The sequence below is a fragment of the Staphylococcus hominis subsp. hominis genome, from assembly GCF_002901845.1.
Classification (GTDB): domain Bacteria; phylum Bacillota; class Bacilli; order Staphylococcales; family Staphylococcaceae; genus Staphylococcus; species Staphylococcus hominis.
The window spans coordinates 36862-50531 of record NZ_PPQE01000030.1 but is presented as its reverse complement, the minus strand read 5'-3'; the positions used below and the strand labels follow the sequence as shown (position 1 = coordinate 50531).

Annotated in this window: 28 protein-coding genes; all 28 read left to right on the top strand. The window is 35.4% G+C overall.

Translation table 11 applies throughout. The features are described 5' to 3' along the window. The first annotated feature begins 18 nt into the window (after window positions 1-18). The 28 genes from rplC (at window position 19) to rplQ (ending at window position 13640) form a co-directional block, all read left to right on the top strand. Window positions 19-681 (top strand): 50S ribosomal protein L3, encoded by a 663-nt coding sequence (gene rplC, locus CD034_RS09395; protein WP_002448523.1) that lies wholly within the window; start codon window positions 19-21, stop codon window positions 679-681. 27 nt (window positions 682-708) lie between these two features. Then, window positions 709-1332 carry a 50S ribosomal protein L4 gene (rplD, locus tag CD034_RS09390; RefSeq protein ID WP_002448327.1) on the top strand — a complete coding sequence of 208 codons (624 nt, stop codon included), beginning with the start codon at window positions 709-711 and terminating at the stop codon, window positions 1330-1332. Further along, entirely contained in the window at window positions 1332-1607 is a 276-nt protein-coding gene (gene rplW, locus CD034_RS09385) for a 50S ribosomal protein L23 (RefSeq protein ID WP_103288317.1), read from the top strand. The genes rplD and rplW overlap by 1 nt, the downstream gene beginning before the upstream one ends. 36 nt (window positions 1608-1643) lie before the next feature. Beyond that, window positions 1644-2477, top strand: a complete 834-nt coding sequence (gene rplB / locus CD034_RS09380; protein WP_002448473.1) for a 50S ribosomal protein L2 — start codon at window positions 1644-1646, stop codon at window positions 2475-2477. A gap of 64 nt (window positions 2478-2541) precedes the next feature. Continuing rightward, the gene (gene rpsS / locus CD034_RS09375; RefSeq protein ID WP_002448348.1) at window positions 2542-2820 is read left to right on the top strand and encodes a 30S ribosomal protein S19; all 279 of its coding nucleotides are present in this window, start codon (window positions 2542-2544) and stop codon (window positions 2818-2820) included. A gap of 30 nt (window positions 2821-2850) precedes the next feature. Then, the gene (gene rplV / locus CD034_RS09370; RefSeq protein ID WP_001829734.1) at window positions 2851-3204 is read left to right on the top strand and encodes a 50S ribosomal protein L22; all 354 of its coding nucleotides are present in this window, start codon (window positions 2851-2853) and stop codon (window positions 3202-3204) included. Window positions 3205-3227: 23 nt separating this feature from the next. After that, window positions 3228-3881 (top strand): 30S ribosomal protein S3, encoded by a 654-nt coding sequence (gene rpsC / locus CD034_RS09365; protein ID WP_002448525.1) that lies wholly within the window; start codon window positions 3228-3230, stop codon window positions 3879-3881. A gap of 2 nt (window positions 3882-3883) precedes the next feature. After that, the gene (gene rplP / locus CD034_RS09360; RefSeq protein ID WP_002448374.1) at window positions 3884-4318 is read left to right on the top strand and encodes a 50S ribosomal protein L16; all 435 of its coding nucleotides are present in this window, start codon (window positions 3884-3886) and stop codon (window positions 4316-4318) included. Beyond that, on the top strand, window positions 4308-4517 hold the full coding sequence (rpmC, locus tag CD034_RS09355; protein ID WP_000644737.1) for a 50S ribosomal protein L29: 210 nt from the start codon (window positions 4308-4310) through the stop codon (window positions 4515-4517). The genes rplP and rpmC overlap by 11 nt, the downstream gene beginning before the upstream one ends. A gap of 26 nt (window positions 4518-4543) precedes the next feature. Then, the gene (gene rpsQ / locus CD034_RS09350; protein ID WP_002448443.1) at window positions 4544-4807 is read left to right on the top strand and encodes a 30S ribosomal protein S17; all 264 of its coding nucleotides are present in this window, start codon (window positions 4544-4546) and stop codon (window positions 4805-4807) included. 31 nt (window positions 4808-4838) lie between these two features. Beyond that, window positions 4839-5207 (top strand): 50S ribosomal protein L14, encoded by a 369-nt coding sequence (rplN, locus tag CD034_RS09345; RefSeq protein ID WP_002432661.1) that lies wholly within the window; start codon window positions 4839-4841, stop codon window positions 5205-5207. Window positions 5208-5242: 35 nt separating this feature from the next. Beyond that, complete coding sequence (gene rplX / locus CD034_RS09340; protein WP_002448459.1) at window positions 5243-5560, top strand: 50S ribosomal protein L24; 318 nt, start codon at window positions 5243-5245, stop codon at window positions 5558-5560. A 25-nt stretch (window positions 5561-5585) separates the two neighbouring features. After that, a complete protein-coding gene (gene rplE, locus CD034_RS09335; RefSeq protein ID WP_002448593.1) occupies window positions 5586-6125 on the top strand; it encodes a 50S ribosomal protein L5 in 540 nt (179 codons plus the stop codon). A 22-nt stretch (window positions 6126-6147) separates the two neighbouring features. Beyond that, entirely contained in the window at window positions 6148-6333 is a 186-nt protein-coding gene (locus CD034_RS09330) for a type Z 30S ribosomal protein S14 (protein WP_001140799.1), read from the top strand. A 31-nt stretch (window positions 6334-6364) separates the two neighbouring features. After that, window positions 6365-6763: a 30S ribosomal protein S8 gene (rpsH, locus tag CD034_RS09325; protein ID WP_002448514.1), complete on the top strand. Its 399-nt coding sequence runs from the start codon at window positions 6365-6367 to the stop codon at window positions 6761-6763. Window positions 6764-6787: 24 nt separating this feature from the next. Then, the gene (gene rplF / locus CD034_RS09320; RefSeq protein WP_002448579.1) at window positions 6788-7324 is read left to right on the top strand and encodes a 50S ribosomal protein L6; all 537 of its coding nucleotides are present in this window, start codon (window positions 6788-6790) and stop codon (window positions 7322-7324) included. Between the two features lie 31 nt (window positions 7325-7355). Continuing rightward, window positions 7356-7718, top strand: a complete 363-nt coding sequence (gene rplR / locus CD034_RS09315) for a 50S ribosomal protein L18 (protein ID WP_002448369.1) — start codon at window positions 7356-7358, stop codon at window positions 7716-7718. A gap of 20 nt (window positions 7719-7738) precedes the next feature. Next, window positions 7739-8239, top strand: a complete 501-nt coding sequence (gene rpsE, locus CD034_RS09310; protein WP_002448405.1) for a 30S ribosomal protein S5 — start codon at window positions 7739-7741, stop codon at window positions 8237-8239. Window positions 8240-8255: 16 nt separating this feature from the next. Beyond that, complete coding sequence (gene rpmD, locus CD034_RS09305) at window positions 8256-8435, top strand: 50S ribosomal protein L30 (RefSeq protein WP_001096576.1); 180 nt, start codon at window positions 8256-8258, stop codon at window positions 8433-8435. Between the two features lie 19 nt (window positions 8436-8454). Further along, window positions 8455-8895 carry a 50S ribosomal protein L15 gene (gene rplO / locus CD034_RS09300; protein WP_002448533.1) on the top strand — a complete coding sequence of 147 codons (441 nt, stop codon included), beginning with the start codon at window positions 8455-8457 and terminating at the stop codon, window positions 8893-8895. After that, window positions 8895-10187, top strand: coding sequence for a preprotein translocase subunit SecY (gene secY, locus CD034_RS09295; RefSeq protein WP_002448596.1), 1293 nt, complete (start codon window positions 8895-8897; stop codon window positions 10185-10187). Before rplO ends, secY begins: the two co-directional genes overlap by 1 nt. A gap of 18 nt (window positions 10188-10205) precedes the next feature. After that, window positions 10206-10856: an adenylate kinase gene (locus tag CD034_RS09290; protein WP_002448556.1), complete on the top strand. Its 651-nt coding sequence runs from the start codon at window positions 10206-10208 to the stop codon at window positions 10854-10856. Window positions 10857-11055: 199 nt separating this feature from the next. Beyond that, window positions 11056-11274 carry a translation initiation factor IF-1 gene (infA, locus tag CD034_RS09285; protein ID WP_001829792.1) on the top strand — a complete coding sequence of 73 codons (219 nt, stop codon included), beginning with the start codon at window positions 11056-11058 and terminating at the stop codon, window positions 11272-11274. Window positions 11275-11305: 31 nt separating this feature from the next. Further along, on the top strand, window positions 11306-11419 hold the full coding sequence (gene rpmJ / locus CD034_RS09280) for a 50S ribosomal protein L36 (RefSeq protein ID WP_001829709.1): 114 nt from the start codon (window positions 11306-11308) through the stop codon (window positions 11417-11419). A gap of 22 nt (window positions 11420-11441) precedes the next feature. Then, on the top strand, window positions 11442-11807 hold the full coding sequence (gene rpsM / locus CD034_RS09275; RefSeq protein ID WP_002448629.1) for a 30S ribosomal protein S13: 366 nt from the start codon (window positions 11442-11444) through the stop codon (window positions 11805-11807). 23 nt (window positions 11808-11830) lie between these two features. Next, window positions 11831-12220 (top strand): 30S ribosomal protein S11, encoded by a 390-nt coding sequence (gene rpsK, locus CD034_RS09270; RefSeq protein WP_000101625.1) that lies wholly within the window; start codon window positions 11831-11833, stop codon window positions 12218-12220. A gap of 82 nt (window positions 12221-12302) precedes the next feature. After that, the gene (locus tag CD034_RS09265) at window positions 12303-13247 is read left to right on the top strand and encodes a DNA-directed RNA polymerase subunit alpha (protein ID WP_002448356.1); all 945 of its coding nucleotides are present in this window, start codon (window positions 12303-12305) and stop codon (window positions 13245-13247) included. Window positions 13248-13268: 21 nt separating this feature from the next. After that, window positions 13269-13640, top strand: a complete 372-nt coding sequence (rplQ, locus tag CD034_RS09260; RefSeq protein ID WP_002448491.1) for a 50S ribosomal protein L17 — start codon at window positions 13269-13271, stop codon at window positions 13638-13640. Window positions 13641-13670 lie beyond the last annotated feature (30 nt).

Here is a 13670-nt window from a genome sequence, read left to right as displayed (position 1 = left end):
TTAGGAGGTGGACTTTCGATGACCAAAGGAATCTTAGGAAGAAAAATTGGGATGACACAAGTATTCGGAGAAAATGGTGAATTAATCCCTGTTACAGTAGTAGAAGCAAATCAAAACGTAGTATTACAAAAGAAAACTGAAGAAGTTGATGGCTACAATGCTATCCAAGTAGGTTTTGCAGACAAACAAGCATATAAAAAAGATGCTAAATCAAATAAATATGCAAATAAACCAGCTGAAGGTCACGCTAAAAAAGCTGGCGCAGCACCTAAGCGCTTCATTCGTGAATTCAGAAACGTTAATGTTGATGAATACGAAGTAGGTCAAGAAGTCACAGTAGATACTTTTGAAGCTGGAGACATTATTGATGTTACAGGAACTTCAAAAGGTAAAGGTTTCCAAGGTGCAATTAAACGTCATGGTCAAGGTCGTGGACCAATGGCTCACGGTTCTCATTTCCATAGAGCTCCAGGTTCAGTAGGTATGGCTTCAGATGCTTCAAGAGTATTTAAAGGTCAAAAAATGCCTGGACGTATGGGCGGTAACACAGTTACAGTTCAAAACTTAGAAGTTGTTCAAGTTGATACTGATAACAATGTTATTTTAGTAAAAGGTAATGTACCTGGACCTAAAAAAGGTTTTGTAGAAATTAAATCTTCAATTAAAAAAGGTAATAAATAATAAGTAGCGAAAGGAGGAAAAAGCATAATGGCTAATTATGATGTATTAAAAGTAGACGGATCAAAATCTGGTTCAGTTGAATTAAGCGATTCAGTTTTCGCAATCGAACCAAACAACAGTGTTCTTTTCGAAGCAATCAATTTACAACGTGCTTCTTTACGCCAAGGTACACATGCAGTGAAAAATCGTTCAGCTGTTCGTGGTGGTGGACGTAAACCATGGAGACAAAAAGGTACAGGACGTGCACGTCAAGGTACAATTCGTGCTCCACAATGGCGTGGTGGTGGTATCGTTTTCGGACCAACTCCAAGAAGCTATTCATACAAAATGCCTAAGAAAATGCGTCGTTTAGCATTACGTTCTGCATTATCTTTCAAAGTTCAAGAAAACAACTTTACAATCGTTGATACTTTTGGCTTTGATGCACCAAAAACAAAAGAATTCAAAAATGTTTTAACTACACTTGAACAACCTAAAAAAGTGTTAGTAGTAACAGAAAACGAAGATGTAAACGTTGAATTATCTGCACGTAATATTCCTGGCGTACAAGTAAGTACAGCTCAAGGATTAAACGTATTAGATATCACTAGCGCTGACAGTGTAATCATTACTGAATCAGCTGCGAAAAAAGTTGAGGAGGTGCTCGGATAATGGAAGCTAGAGATGTTCTTAAGCGCCCCGTAATCACTGAAAAATCTTCTGAAGCAATGGCTGAAGATAAATATACTTTTGACGTAGATACTCGTGCTAACAAAACTCAAGTTAAAATTGCAGTTGAAGAAATCTTCGACGTTAAAGTTGAAAGTGTAAATATTATCAACTACAAACCAAAGAAAAAACGTATGGGCCGTTATCAAGGCTATAAAAATAAAAGAAGAAAAGCGATTGTAAAACTTAAAGAAGGTTCAATCGACTTATTCAACTAAAATAAAATAATATTACCATTAAGGAGGTAAGCGACAATGGCTCTTAAAAAATATAAGCCAATTACAAATGGTCGTCGTAATATGACTACGTTAGACTTCGCTGAAATCACGAAGACTACACCTGAAAAGTCATTATTACAACCGCTACCGAAAAAAGCGGGTCGTAACAATCAAGGTAAATTAACAGTTCGTCACCATGGTGGAGGACATAAACGTCAATATCGTGTAATTGACTTCAAACGTAATAAAGACGGAATCACTGCTAAAGTTGATTCAATTCAATATGATCCAAACCGTTCAGCTAACATTGCTTTATTAGTATATGCTGATGGTGAAAAACGTTACATTATCGCACCAAAAGGATTACAAGTAGGCCAAACAGTTGAAAGTGGTGCTGAAGCAGATATCAAAGTTGGTAATGCTTTACCATTACAAAATATTCCAGTTGGTACTGTAATTCATAATATCGAATTAAAACCTGGTAAAGGCGGACAAATTGCTCGTTCAGCAGGTGCAAGTTCACAAGTACTTGGTAAAGAAGGTAAATATGTATTAATCAGATTACGTTCTGGTGAGGTACGTATGATTTTATCTACTTGCCGTGCTACAATCGGTCAAGTTGGTAACTTACAACATGAACTTGTTAACGCTGGTAAAGCTGGTCGTTCAAGATGGAAAGGTATCCGTCCAACAGTTCGTGGTTCTGTAATGAACCCTAACGATCACCCACACGGTGGTGGTGAAGGTCGTGCTCCTATCGGTAGACCATCTCCAATGTCACCATGGGGTAAACCAACGCTTGGTAAGAAAACACGTCGCGGTAAAAAATCATCTGATAAACTTATCGTTCGTGGACGTAAGAGAAAATAATAACAACTTATTTGAGTGTGCGGCTTAACAGCTGCACGCACACAATAAGAAGGGAGGCGCCCAAATGGCTCGTAGTATTAAAAAAGGACCTTTCGTTGATGATCATTTAATGAAAAAAGTAGAAGCTCAAGACGGAAGTGAAAAGAAACAAGTAATTAAAACATGGTCACGTCGTTCTACAATTTTCCCAAATTTCATCGGTCATACTTTTGCAGTATATGATGGTCGTAAACATGTACCTGTTTATGTAACTGAAGATATGGTTGGTCACAAATTAGGTGAATTTGCTCCAACTCGTACATTTAAAGGACATGCAGCTGACGATAAGAAAACTAGTAGATAATAATATATATAAGTAGAGGAGGATATCCTAATGGAAGCAAAAGCGGTTGCTAGAACAATCAGAATCGCACCTCGTAAAGTAAGATTAGTTCTTGACTTAATTAGAGGTAAAAATGCTGGAGAAGCTATTGCTATTTTAAAATTAACTAATAAAGCTTCATCACCAGTAATTGAAAAAGTATTAATGTCCGCTTTAGCAAATGCTGAACATAACTATGACATGAATACAGATGAATTAGTTGTTAAAGAAGCATATGCAAATGAAGGACCAACTTTAAAACGTTTCCGTCCACGTGCACAAGGTCGTGCAAGTGCAATCAACAAACGTACAAGCCACATTACAATCGTCGTAAGTGACGGTAAAGAAGAAGCTAAAGAAGCTTAATAACTATTTAAGGAGGGAATACTGTGGGTCAAAAAATTAATCCTATCGGACTTCGTGTTGGAGTTATCCGTGATTGGGAAGCTAAATGGTACGCTGAAAAAGATTTCGCTTCTTTATTACACGAAGATTTAAGAATCCGTAAATTCATTGATAACGAATTAAAAGAAGCGTCAGTTTCTCACGTTGACATTGAACGTGCTGCTAACCGTATTAACATCGCAATCCACACTGGTAAACCTGGTATGGTAATTGGTAAAGGCGGTTCAGAAATTGAAAAACTTCGTAATAAATTAAATAACTTAACTGATAAAAAAGTACACATCAACGTTGTGGAAATTAAAAAAGTTGATATAGATGCTCGTTTAGTAGCAGAAAATATCGCACGTCAATTAGAAAATCGTGCTTCATTCCGTCGTGTACAAAAACAAGCTATAACTAGAGCTATGAAACTTGGTGCAAAAGGTATCAAAACTCAAGTATCAGGTCGTTTAGGCGGAGCTGACATCGCTCGTGCTGAACAATATTCAGAAGGAACTGTTCCACTTCATACTTTACGTGCTGACATTGATTATGCACATGCTGAAGCAGACACTACTTATGGTAAATTAGGTGTTAAAGTATGGATTTATCGTGGTGAAGTTCTTCCTACTAAGAATACTAGTGAAGGAGGAAAATAATAATGTTACTACCAAAACGTGTTAAATATCGTCGTCAACATCGTCCAAAAACAACTGGTCGTTCTAAAGGCGGTAACTTTGTAACATTTGGTGAGTATGGTTTACAAGCTACAACAACTTCTTGGATCACATCTCGTCAAATCGAATCTGCTCGTATCGCTATGACACGTTACATGAAACGTGGCGGGAAAGTTTGGATTAAAATCTTCCCACATACGCCTTACACTAAAAAACCTTTAGAAGTACGTATGGGTGCTGGTAAAGGTGCTGTTGAAGGCTGGATCGCAGTTGTAAAACCAGGTCGTATTTTATTCGAAATCGCTGGTGTATCTGAAGATGTAGCTCGTGAAGCATTACGTTTAGCAAGTCACAAACTTCCAGTGAAAACTAAGTTTGTAAAACGTGAAGAATTGGGTGGTGAAACAAATGAAAGCTAAGGAAATTAGAGACTTAACCACTTCAGAAATCGAAGAACAAATCAAATCTTCAAAAGAAGAGCTTTTTAACCTACGCTTTCAGTTAGCTACAGGTCAATTAGAAGAAACTGCACGTATTCGTACAGTTAGAAAAACAATTGCACGTCTAAAAACTGTTGCTCGTGAAAGAGAAATTGAACAAAGTAAAGCTAATCAATAAAGTATAAGAAAGAGGAGGTTACAAAAGTGAGTGAAAGAAACGATCGTAAAGTTTATGTAGGTAAAGTTGTTTCTGATAAAATGGACAAAACAATTACTGTACTTGTTGAAACTTACAAAACACACAAATTATACGGTAAACGAGTAAAATACTCTAAAAAATATAAAACTCATGATGAAAACAATTCAGCTAAATTAGGAGATATTGTTAGAATTCAAGAAACTCGTCCTTTATCAGCATCGAAACGTTTCCGTTTAGTAGAAATTGTTGAAGAATCAGTAATTATTTAATACAAGATTAGAGATAAGGGAGGTTTAACTAATGATCCAACAAGAAACGCGTTTAAAAGTAGCAGACAACTCTGGTGCTCGTGAAGTACTTACAATCAAAGTATTAGGTGGATCTGGTCGCAAAACAGCGAACATTGGCGATATCATCGTATGTACTGTTAAAAATGCAACACCAGGTGGCGTTGTTAAAAAAGGCGACGTTGTGAAAGCTGTTGTTGTTAGAACTAAATCAGGCGTACGTCGTAACGATGGTTCTTATATCAAATTTGATGAAAATGCATGTGTCATTATTCGTGATGACAAAGGCCCACGTGGTACTCGTATCTTTGGTCCTGTTGCTCGTGAATTACGTGAAGGTAACTTCATGAAAATCGTATCATTAGCACCAGAAGTACTATAATTTATTAAAACCATAATATTTAAGGAGGTGCCCACATGCATATCAAAAAAGGTGACAACGTTAAAGTTATCGCAGGTAAAGATAAAGGTAAAGAAGGTAAAGTAATCGCTACTGAACCTAAAAAAGACCGCGTCGTTGTGGAAGGTGTTAACGTTATTAAAAAACACCAAAAACCAACTCAATTAAATCCTGAAGGTGGAATCTTAGAAACAGAGGCAGCAATCCATGTTTCTAACGTACAATTATTAGATCCTAAAACAAATGAACCTACTCGTGTTGGTTACAAATTTGTAGATGGTAAAAAAGTTCGTATCGCTAAAAAATCTGGCGAAGAAATCAAATCTAATAATTAATAACTAGTTGAAAGGAGGATCCACTTTGAACCGTTTAAAAGAAAGATACAATACTGAAGTTACTCAAAACTTAGTTAAAAAATTCAACTATAGTTCAGTAATGGAAGTACCAAAAATCGAAAAAATCGTTGTAAATATGGGTGTTGGTGATGCAGTTCAAAACTCTAAAGTGTTAGATAATGCTGTTGAAGAGTTAGAATTAATCACTGGACAAAAACCATTAATCACTAAAGCTAAAAAATCAGTTGCAACATTCCGTTTACGTGAAGGTATGCCAATCGGTGCAAAAGTAACACTTCGCGGAGAAAGAATGTATGAATTCTTAGATAAATTAATCGCAGTTTCATTACCTCGTGTACGTGACTTCCAAGGTGTTTCTAAAACAGCTTTCGATGGTCGTGGTAACTACACTTTAGGAATTAAAGAACAATTAATTTTCCCAGAAATCGATTATGATAAAGTAAGTAAAGTAAGAGGAATGGATATTGTTATCGTAACAACTGCTAACACTGACGAGGAAGCTCGTGAATTGTTAACAAACTTCGGTATGCCATTTCGTAAATAATCTCTAAAAGGAGGCTAATTAAGTGGCTAAAACTTCTATGGTTGCTAAGCAACAGAAAAAACAAAAATATGCAGTACGTGAATATACTCGTTGTGAACGCTGTGGTCGTCCACATTCTGTATATCGTAAATTTAAATTATGCCGTATTTGTTTCCGTGAATTAGCTTATAAAGGCCAAATTCCTGGCGTACGTAAAGCTAGCTGGTAAGATCAAAGAGTTTGAAAGGAGGCAACAATAAATGACTATGACAGATCCAATCGCAGATATGCTTACTCGTGTAAGAAACGCAAACATGGTGCGTCACGAGAAATTAGAATTACCTGCATCAAATATTAAAAAACAAATTGCTGAAATCTTAAAAAATGAAGGTTTCATTAAAAACGTAGAATACGTTGAAGATGATAAACAAGGTGTTATTCGTTTATTCTTAAAATATGGTCAAAACAATGAACGTGTTATCACAGGATTAAAACGTATCTCAAAACCAGGTTTACGTGTATATGCTAAAGCGAACGAAGTGCCTAAAGTATTAAATGGTTTAGGTATCGCATTAGTTTCAACTTCTGAAGGTGTCATCACTGATAAAGAAGCTAGAAAACGTAACGTTGGTGGAGAAATCATCGCATACGTTTGGTAATAATAAATAAGGAGGTGCCATAACATGAGTCGTGTTGGTAAGAAAATTATTGACATCCCTAGTGACGTTACAGTAACTTTTGACGGACAAACTGCTACTGTAAAAGGTCCTAAAGGTGAATTAACTAGAACTTTTGATGAAAGAATGACTTTTAAACAAGATGAAAACACTCTAGAAGTTGTAAGACCTACTGATTCTAAAGAAGATAGAACAGTTCACGGTACAACTCGTGCGTTATTAAATAATATGGTACAAGGTGTTTCTCAAGGTTTTGTAAAAACTCTTGAACTTGTTGGTGTAGGTTACCGTGCTCAAATGCAAGGTAATGACTTAGTATTAAACGTTGGTTACTCTCATCCTGTTGAAATTAAAGCTGAAGATGGCATTACTTTCGCAGTAGAGAAAAATACAACTGTTACAGTATCTGGTGTATCTAAAGAACAAGTTGGAGCTATCGCTTCTAATATTCGTTCAGTAAGACCTCCAGAACCTTATAAAGGAAAAGGTATTCGTTACCAAGGTGAATATGTTCGCCGTAAAGAAGGTAAAACTGGTAAATAATAGATAACTCTCTAAAGAAAGGAGTAATACAATGATCAGTAAAATTGATAAAAACAAAGTGCGTTTGAAAAGACATGCTCGTGTGCGTACTAAATTATCAGGTACAGCTGAAAAACCACGTTTAAATGTATATCGTTCAAACAAACACATTTACGCACAAATTATTGATGATGCTAAAGGTGAAACTTTAGTACAAGCTTCATCTCAAGATAAAGATATCGCTAGTGATTCTACTTCTAAAGTTGATTTATCAACTAAAGTTGGTGAAGTAATCGCTAAAAAAGCTTCAGATAAAGGTATCAAAGAAATCGTATTTGATCGTGGCGGTTATTTATATCATGGTCGCGTTAAAGCGTTAGCTGAAGCTGCGAGAGAAAACGGATTAGAATTTTAATTTAAAGGAGGGACAAATACATGGCTCGTAGAGAAGAAGAAACGAAAGAATTTGAAGAACGCGTTGTTACAATTAATCGTGTTGCTAAAGTTGTTAAAGGTGGACGTCGTTTCCGTTTCACTGCATTAGTAGTAGTAGGAGATAAAAATGGTCGTGTAGGTTTCGGTACTGGTAAAGCTCAAGAGGTACCAGAAGCTATTAAAAAAGCTGTAGAAGCAGCTAAAAAAGATTTAGTAGTAGTTCCACGTGTAGAAGGAACAACTCCTCACACTATCACTGGCCGTTATGGTTCTGGTAGCGTATTTATGAAACCAGCTGCACCTGGTACAGGAGTTATCGCTGGTGGTCCAGTACGTGCCGTATTAGAATTAGCAGGTATCACTGATATCTTAAGTAAATCATTAGGTTCAAATACACCTATCAACATGGTACGTGCGACATTAAATGGTTTACAAAACCTTAAAAACGCTGAAGATGTTGCGAAATTACGTGGCAAATCAGTAGAAGAATTATATAATTAAGGAGGGAAAATAAATAATGGCTAAATTACAAATTACCCTCACTCGTAGTGTTATTGGTCGTCCTGAAACACAACGTAAAACTGTTGAAGCGTTAGGTCTTAAAAAGACTAATAGTTCAGTAGTTGTTGAAGATAACCCTGCAATTCGTGGGCAAATCAACAAAGTTAAACACTTATTAACAGTTGAAGAAAAATAATTAAGGAGGTGCCTAAATAATGAAATTACATGAGTTAAAATCAGCTGAAGGTTCACGTCGTGTACGTAACCGTGTAGGTCGTGGTGCTGGTTCAGGTAATGGTAAAACTAGTGCTCGCGGTCAAAAAGGTCAAAAAGCACGTTCAGGTGGTAGCGTAAGACCAGGATTTGAAGGTGGACAATTACCTTTATTCCGTCGTTTACCAAAACGAGGTTTCACTAACATTAATCGTAAAGAATATGCTATTGTTAATTTAGACCAACTTAATCAATTTGAAGATGGTACTGAAGTAACTCCAGCTTTATTAGTTGAAACTGGTGTGGTTAAGAATGAAAAATCTGGTATTAAAGTACTAGGCAACGGTTCACTTGATAAAAAATTGACAGTGAAAGCTCACAAATTCTCAGCTTCAGCGGTTGAAGCTATCGATGCTAAAGGTGGAGCACACGAGGTGATCTAATGTTTCAAACGTTTATGAGCTTCTTTAAGACTAAAGAAGTTCGAAACAAGATTTTCTTCACATTAGCAATGTTAGTAATATTCAAAATAGGAACTTATATTCCGGCTCCTGGAGTTAATCCTGAGCCTTTTGAACAGCAAGGTTCTGATCAAGGTGTCGCTGCTCTTCTTAATACGTTTGGTGGCGGAGCCTTAAAGAACTTTTCTATCTTTGCTATGGGTATAATGCCGTACATCACTGCTTCTATCGTAATGCAATTATTACAAATGGACATTGTCCCTAAATTTACTGAATGGGCTAAACAAGGTGAAGTAGGTAAAAGAAAACTTAGCAATGTAACACGTTATTTCGCTATTATATTGGCATTTATACAATCAATTGGTATGGCATTTCAATTTAATAACTATTTAGGCGGTAAATTGATTATTCATCAATCTGTCATGAGTTATTTATTGATTGCTGTAGTTTTAACAACTGGAACTGCATTTTTAATTTGGCTTGGTGATCAAATTACACAATTTGGTGTAGGTAATGGTATTTCAATCATTATCTTTGCAGGTATTTTATCGACGTTGCCATCATCAATTATCCAATTTGTGCAACAAGCATTTGTTGGTAATGACGATACAACGTTAGCATGGTTAAAAGTTATTGGTTTAATTGTTGGATTAATTTTATTAACAATTGGAGCGATTTATGTATTGGAAGCGAAACGTAAAATTCCAATTCAATATGCTAAAAAACAATCTGCACAACGTTTAGGATCACAAGCAACATATCTACCTTTAAAAGTAAACTCTGCAGGGGTTATTCCAGTCATCTTTGCGATGGCATTCTTCTTATTGCCAAGAACATTAACATTGTTCTTCCCTAAAGCTGATTGGGCGCAAAATATTGCAGAATATGCTAACCCTTCAAACACTTATGGTATGATTGTTTATGTCATATTAATTATTGCATTTGCATATTTTTATGCTTTTGTTCAAGTTAATCCTGAAAAAATGGCTGATAACTTGAAAAAACAAGGTAGTTATGTACCAGGAATTAGACCTGGAGAACAAACAAAAAAATATATTACTAAAGTACTTTATCGCTTAACTTTTGTAGGCTCTATTTTCTTAGCAGTTATTGCTATTCTTCCAATTATAGCGACAAAATTTATGAATTTACCTCAATCAATTCAAATTGGTGGTACAAGTTTATTAATCGTTATTGGTGTAGCAATTGAAACTATGAAATCACTTGAAGCACAAGTGAGTCAAAAAGAATATAAAGGCTTTGGTGGTAGATAATTTGTAGGAGGGCAATTTATGAATATCATTTTAATGGGTTTACCTGGAGCTGGTAAAGGTACTCAAGCGAGTGAAATTGTTAAGAAATTCCCAATACCACATATATCTACTGGTGACATGTTCAGAAAAGCGATTAAAGATGAAACTGATTTAGGTAAAGAAGCTAAATCATACATGGATCGTGGAGAATTAGTCCCTGATGAAGTTACTGTAGGTATCGTTAAAGAAAGAATTTCTGAAGACGATGCAAAAAAAGGTTTCTTATTAGATGGATTCCCTAGAACGATTGAGCAAGCTGAAGCATTAAACAACATTATGTCTGAGCTTGACAGAAATATTGATGCTGTTATCAATATTGAAGTTCCTGAGGAAGAGCTAATGAATCGTCTTACAGGTCGTCGTATCTGTGAGAAATGTGGTACAACTTATCATCTTGTATTTAATCCTCCAAAGGTTGATGGTGTTTGTGATATCGATGGTGGAAAACTTTATCAACGTAAAGATGATAATCCAGAAACAGTATCTAATCGTTTAAGCGTTAATGTTAAACAATCTAAGCCAATTTTAGAGTATTACGATGAAAAAGGCGTATTGAAAAACATTGATGGTGCGAAAGATATTGACGAAGTAACCAAAGATGTCATTGATATCTTAGATCAATTAAAATAGATCAACTAATGTGCGATCTAGATTTATGTGAACTTTGATTAGGTTTCTCTGGCAAGAATTTATTTTTTGAGTGTCGTATGACGATCATAATTCCCGCATTTTGTTAAACTTATAATAACTATTCACTATATTAGATTCGTATCGTTGAAGTTGTCTATTGACGATTACCTTACTATTGTAAAAAGGGGGAAGTTAATCAATGGCGAAACAAGATGTAATAGAATTAGAAGGTACAGTACTTGATACTTTACCAAATGCTATGTTTAAAGTAGAATTAGAAAATGGTCATGAAATTTTAGCACATGTAAGTGGTAAAATTAGAATGAATTATATTCGTATTCTACCTGGCGACAAAGTAACAGTAGAAATGTCTCCGTATGATTTATCACGCGGCAGAATTACGTATCGTTATAAATAATCGTCACTCCATAATATAGGGAGGTATAAAAATGAAAGTAAGACCATCAGTAAAACCTATTTGCGAAAAATGTAAAGTCATTAAACGTAAAGGTAAAGTTATGGTAATTTGTGACAATCCTAAGCACAAACAAAGACAAGGTTAATAAAAGAGAGGTGTAAAAATATATGGCACGTATTGCAGGAGTAGATATTCCACGTGAAAAACGCGTAGTTATTTCATTAACTTACGTATATGGTATCGGTACTTCAACAGCTAAAAAAATTGTTGAAGAAGCTAACGTATCAGCTGATACACGTGTAAAAGATTTAACAGATGACGAATTAGGTCGTATCCGTGAAGTAGTTGACGGTTATAAAGTAGAAGGTGACTTACGCCGTGAACAAAACTTAAACATTAAACGTTTAATGGAAATTTCATCATACCGTGGTATTCGCCACCGTCGTGGTTTACCAGTTCGTGGTCAAAAAACTAAAAACAATGCTCGTACTCGTAAAGGCCCAGTTAAAACTGTAGCTAATAAGAAAAAATAATAGGTAAAGGAGGCAAAATATAAATGGCACGTAAACAAGTATCTCGTAAACGTAGAGTTAAAAAGAATATTGAAAATGGTGTAGCACACATCCGTTCAACATTCAACAATACAATCGTAACTATCACTGATGAATTTGGTAATGCTTTATCTTGGTCATCAGCTGGTGCATTAGGTTTCAAAGGATCAAAAAAATCAACACCATTCGCTGCTCAAATGGCATCTGAAACTGCTTCAAAATCAGCAATGGAACATGGTTTGAAAACTGTTGAAGTAACAGTAAAAGGACCTGGACCAGGTCGTGAATCAGCGATTCGTGCATTACAATCAGCTGGTTTAGAAGTAACAGCAATCAGAGACGTTACTCCAGTACCTCACAACGGTTGTCGTCCACCAAAACGTCGTCGCGTATAATTTTTATTGATTGTTATGATTACAAATCACTGAGCGAAACAATTTTAAAATTAATTCGACGTTATTAAGGAGGATTTTGTAAATGATAGAAATTGAAAAACCTAGAATTGAGACAATTGAAATTAGTGAAGATGCTAAATTCGGTAAGTTCGTTGTTGAACCACTTGAACGTGGCTACGGTACTACACTAGGAAACTCCTTACGTCGTATCCTACTATCTTCATTACCAGGTGCAGCGGTTAAGTACATCGAAATTGAAGGTGTTTTACACGAATTTTCAGCTATAGACAATGTTGTTGAAGATGTTTCTACAATTATTATGAACATCAAAAAATTAGCATTGAAAATCTATTCTGAAGAAGATAAAACATTAGAAATTGATGTAAGAGATGAAGGCGAAGTAACAGCAAGTGATATTACTCACGATAGTGATGTTGAAGTTCTAAATCCAGAACTTAAAATTGCGACAGTGTCTAAAGGTGGACATTTAAAAATTCGTCTTGTTGCTAATAAGGGTAGAGGTTACGCATTAGCAGAACAAAATAATACTAGTGATTTACCAATTGGTGTAATTCCTGTAGATTCACTATATTCACCTGTTGAACGTGTAAACTATACAGTTGAAAATACACGTGTAGGTCAAAGTAGTGATTTTGATAAATTAACTTTAGATGTTTGGACTAATGGTTCAATTACTCCACAAGAGTCTGTTTCATTAGCTGCTAAAATTATGACTGAACATTTAAATATTTTCGTTGGTCTTACAGATGAAGCGCAAAATGCTGAAATCATGATTGAAAAAGAAGAAGATCAAAAAGAAAAAGTACTTGAAATGTCTATCGAAGAATTAGACTTATCAGTACGTTCATACAACTGTTTAAAACGTGCAGGTATCAATTCTGTTCAAGAATTAGCTGACAAGTCTGAAGCTGATATGATGAAAGTGCGTAATTTAGGTCGTAAATCTCTTGAAGAAGTTAAATATAAATTAGAAGATTTAGGATTAGGTTTAAGAAAAGAAGATTAATAAGTTAAAGGAGGTTAACTCATGGGTTACAGAAAATTAGGTCGTACTTCTGATCAACGTAAAGCTATGTTACGTGACTTGGCTACATCACTTATCGTAAGTGAGCGTATTGAAACTACAGAAGCTCGTGCAAAAGAAGTTCGTAGTGTTGTTGAGAAATTAATCACTTTAGGTAAAAAAGGTGACTTAGCATCTCGTCGTAATGCTGCAAAAACATTACGTAATGTTGAAATCTTAAATGAAGATGAAACTACACAAACTGCACTTCAAAAATTATTTGGTGAAATTGCTGAACGTTATGCAGAACGTCAAGGTGGATACACTCGTATTCTTAAAGTAGGTCCTCGTCGTGGTGACGGTGCTGAATCAGTTATCATCGAATTAGTAGATTAATTTTATATATAAATACACTAACTACTTGTA

Bases quoted from the DNA above. Each gene is read 5' to 3' on its own strand.
- rplC (WP_002448523.1), top strand. From the start codon at position 19: ATGACCAAAGGAATCTTAGGAAGAAAAATTGGGATGACACAAGTATTC.
- rplD (WP_002448327.1), top strand. From the start codon at position 709: ATGGCTAATTATGATGTATTAAAAGTAGACGGATCAAAATCTGGTTCA.
- rplW (WP_103288317.1), top strand. From the start codon at position 1,332: ATGGAAGCTAGAGATGTTCTTAAGCGCCCCGTAATCACTGAAAAATCT.
- rplB (WP_002448473.1), top strand. From the start codon at position 1,644: ATGGCTCTTAAAAAATATAAGCCAATTACAAATGGTCGTCGTAATATG.
- rpsS (WP_002448348.1), top strand. From the start codon at position 2,542: ATGGCTCGTAGTATTAAAAAAGGACCTTTCGTTGATGATCATTTAATG.
- rplV (WP_001829734.1), top strand. From the start codon at position 2,851: ATGGAAGCAAAAGCGGTTGCTAGAACAATCAGAATCGCACCTCGTAAA.
- rplP (WP_002448374.1), top strand. From the start codon at position 3,884: ATGTTACTACCAAAACGTGTTAAATATCGTCGTCAACATCGTCCAAAA.
- rpmC (WP_000644737.1), top strand. From the start codon at position 4,308: ATGAAAGCTAAGGAAATTAGAGACTTAACCACTTCAGAAATCGAAGAA.
- rplN (WP_002432661.1), top strand. From the start codon at position 4,839: ATGATCCAACAAGAAACGCGTTTAAAAGTAGCAGACAACTCTGGTGCT.
- rplX (WP_002448459.1), top strand. From the start codon at position 5,243: ATGCATATCAAAAAAGGTGACAACGTTAAAGTTATCGCAGGTAAAGAT.
- rpsH (WP_002448514.1), top strand. From the start codon at position 6,365: ATGACTATGACAGATCCAATCGCAGATATGCTTACTCGTGTAAGAAAC.
- rplF (WP_002448579.1), top strand. From the start codon at position 6,788: ATGAGTCGTGTTGGTAAGAAAATTATTGACATCCCTAGTGACGTTACA.
- rplR (WP_002448369.1), top strand. From the start codon at position 7,356: ATGATCAGTAAAATTGATAAAAACAAAGTGCGTTTGAAAAGACATGCT.
- rpsE (WP_002448405.1), top strand. From the start codon at position 7,739: ATGGCTCGTAGAGAAGAAGAAACGAAAGAATTTGAAGAACGCGTTGTT.
- rpmD (WP_001096576.1), top strand. From the start codon at position 8,256: ATGGCTAAATTACAAATTACCCTCACTCGTAGTGTTATTGGTCGTCCT.
- rplO (WP_002448533.1), top strand. From the start codon at position 8,455: ATGAAATTACATGAGTTAAAATCAGCTGAAGGTTCACGTCGTGTACGT.
- secY (WP_002448596.1), top strand. From the start codon at position 8,895: ATGTTTCAAACGTTTATGAGCTTCTTTAAGACTAAAGAAGTTCGAAAC.
- CD034_RS09290 (WP_002448556.1), top strand. From the start codon at position 10,206: ATGAATATCATTTTAATGGGTTTACCTGGAGCTGGTAAAGGTACTCAA.
- infA (WP_001829792.1), top strand. From the start codon at position 11,056: ATGGCGAAACAAGATGTAATAGAATTAGAAGGTACAGTACTTGATACT.
- rpmJ (WP_001829709.1), top strand. From the start codon at position 11,306: ATGAAAGTAAGACCATCAGTAAAACCTATTTGCGAAAAATGTAAAGTC.
- rpsM (WP_002448629.1), top strand. From the start codon at position 11,442: ATGGCACGTATTGCAGGAGTAGATATTCCACGTGAAAAACGCGTAGTT.
- rpsK (WP_000101625.1), top strand. From the start codon at position 11,831: ATGGCACGTAAACAAGTATCTCGTAAACGTAGAGTTAAAAAGAATATT.
- CD034_RS09265 (WP_002448356.1), top strand. From the start codon at position 12,303: ATGATAGAAATTGAAAAACCTAGAATTGAGACAATTGAAATTAGTGAA.
- rplQ (WP_002448491.1), top strand. From the start codon at position 13,269: ATGGGTTACAGAAAATTAGGTCGTACTTCTGATCAACGTAAAGCTATG.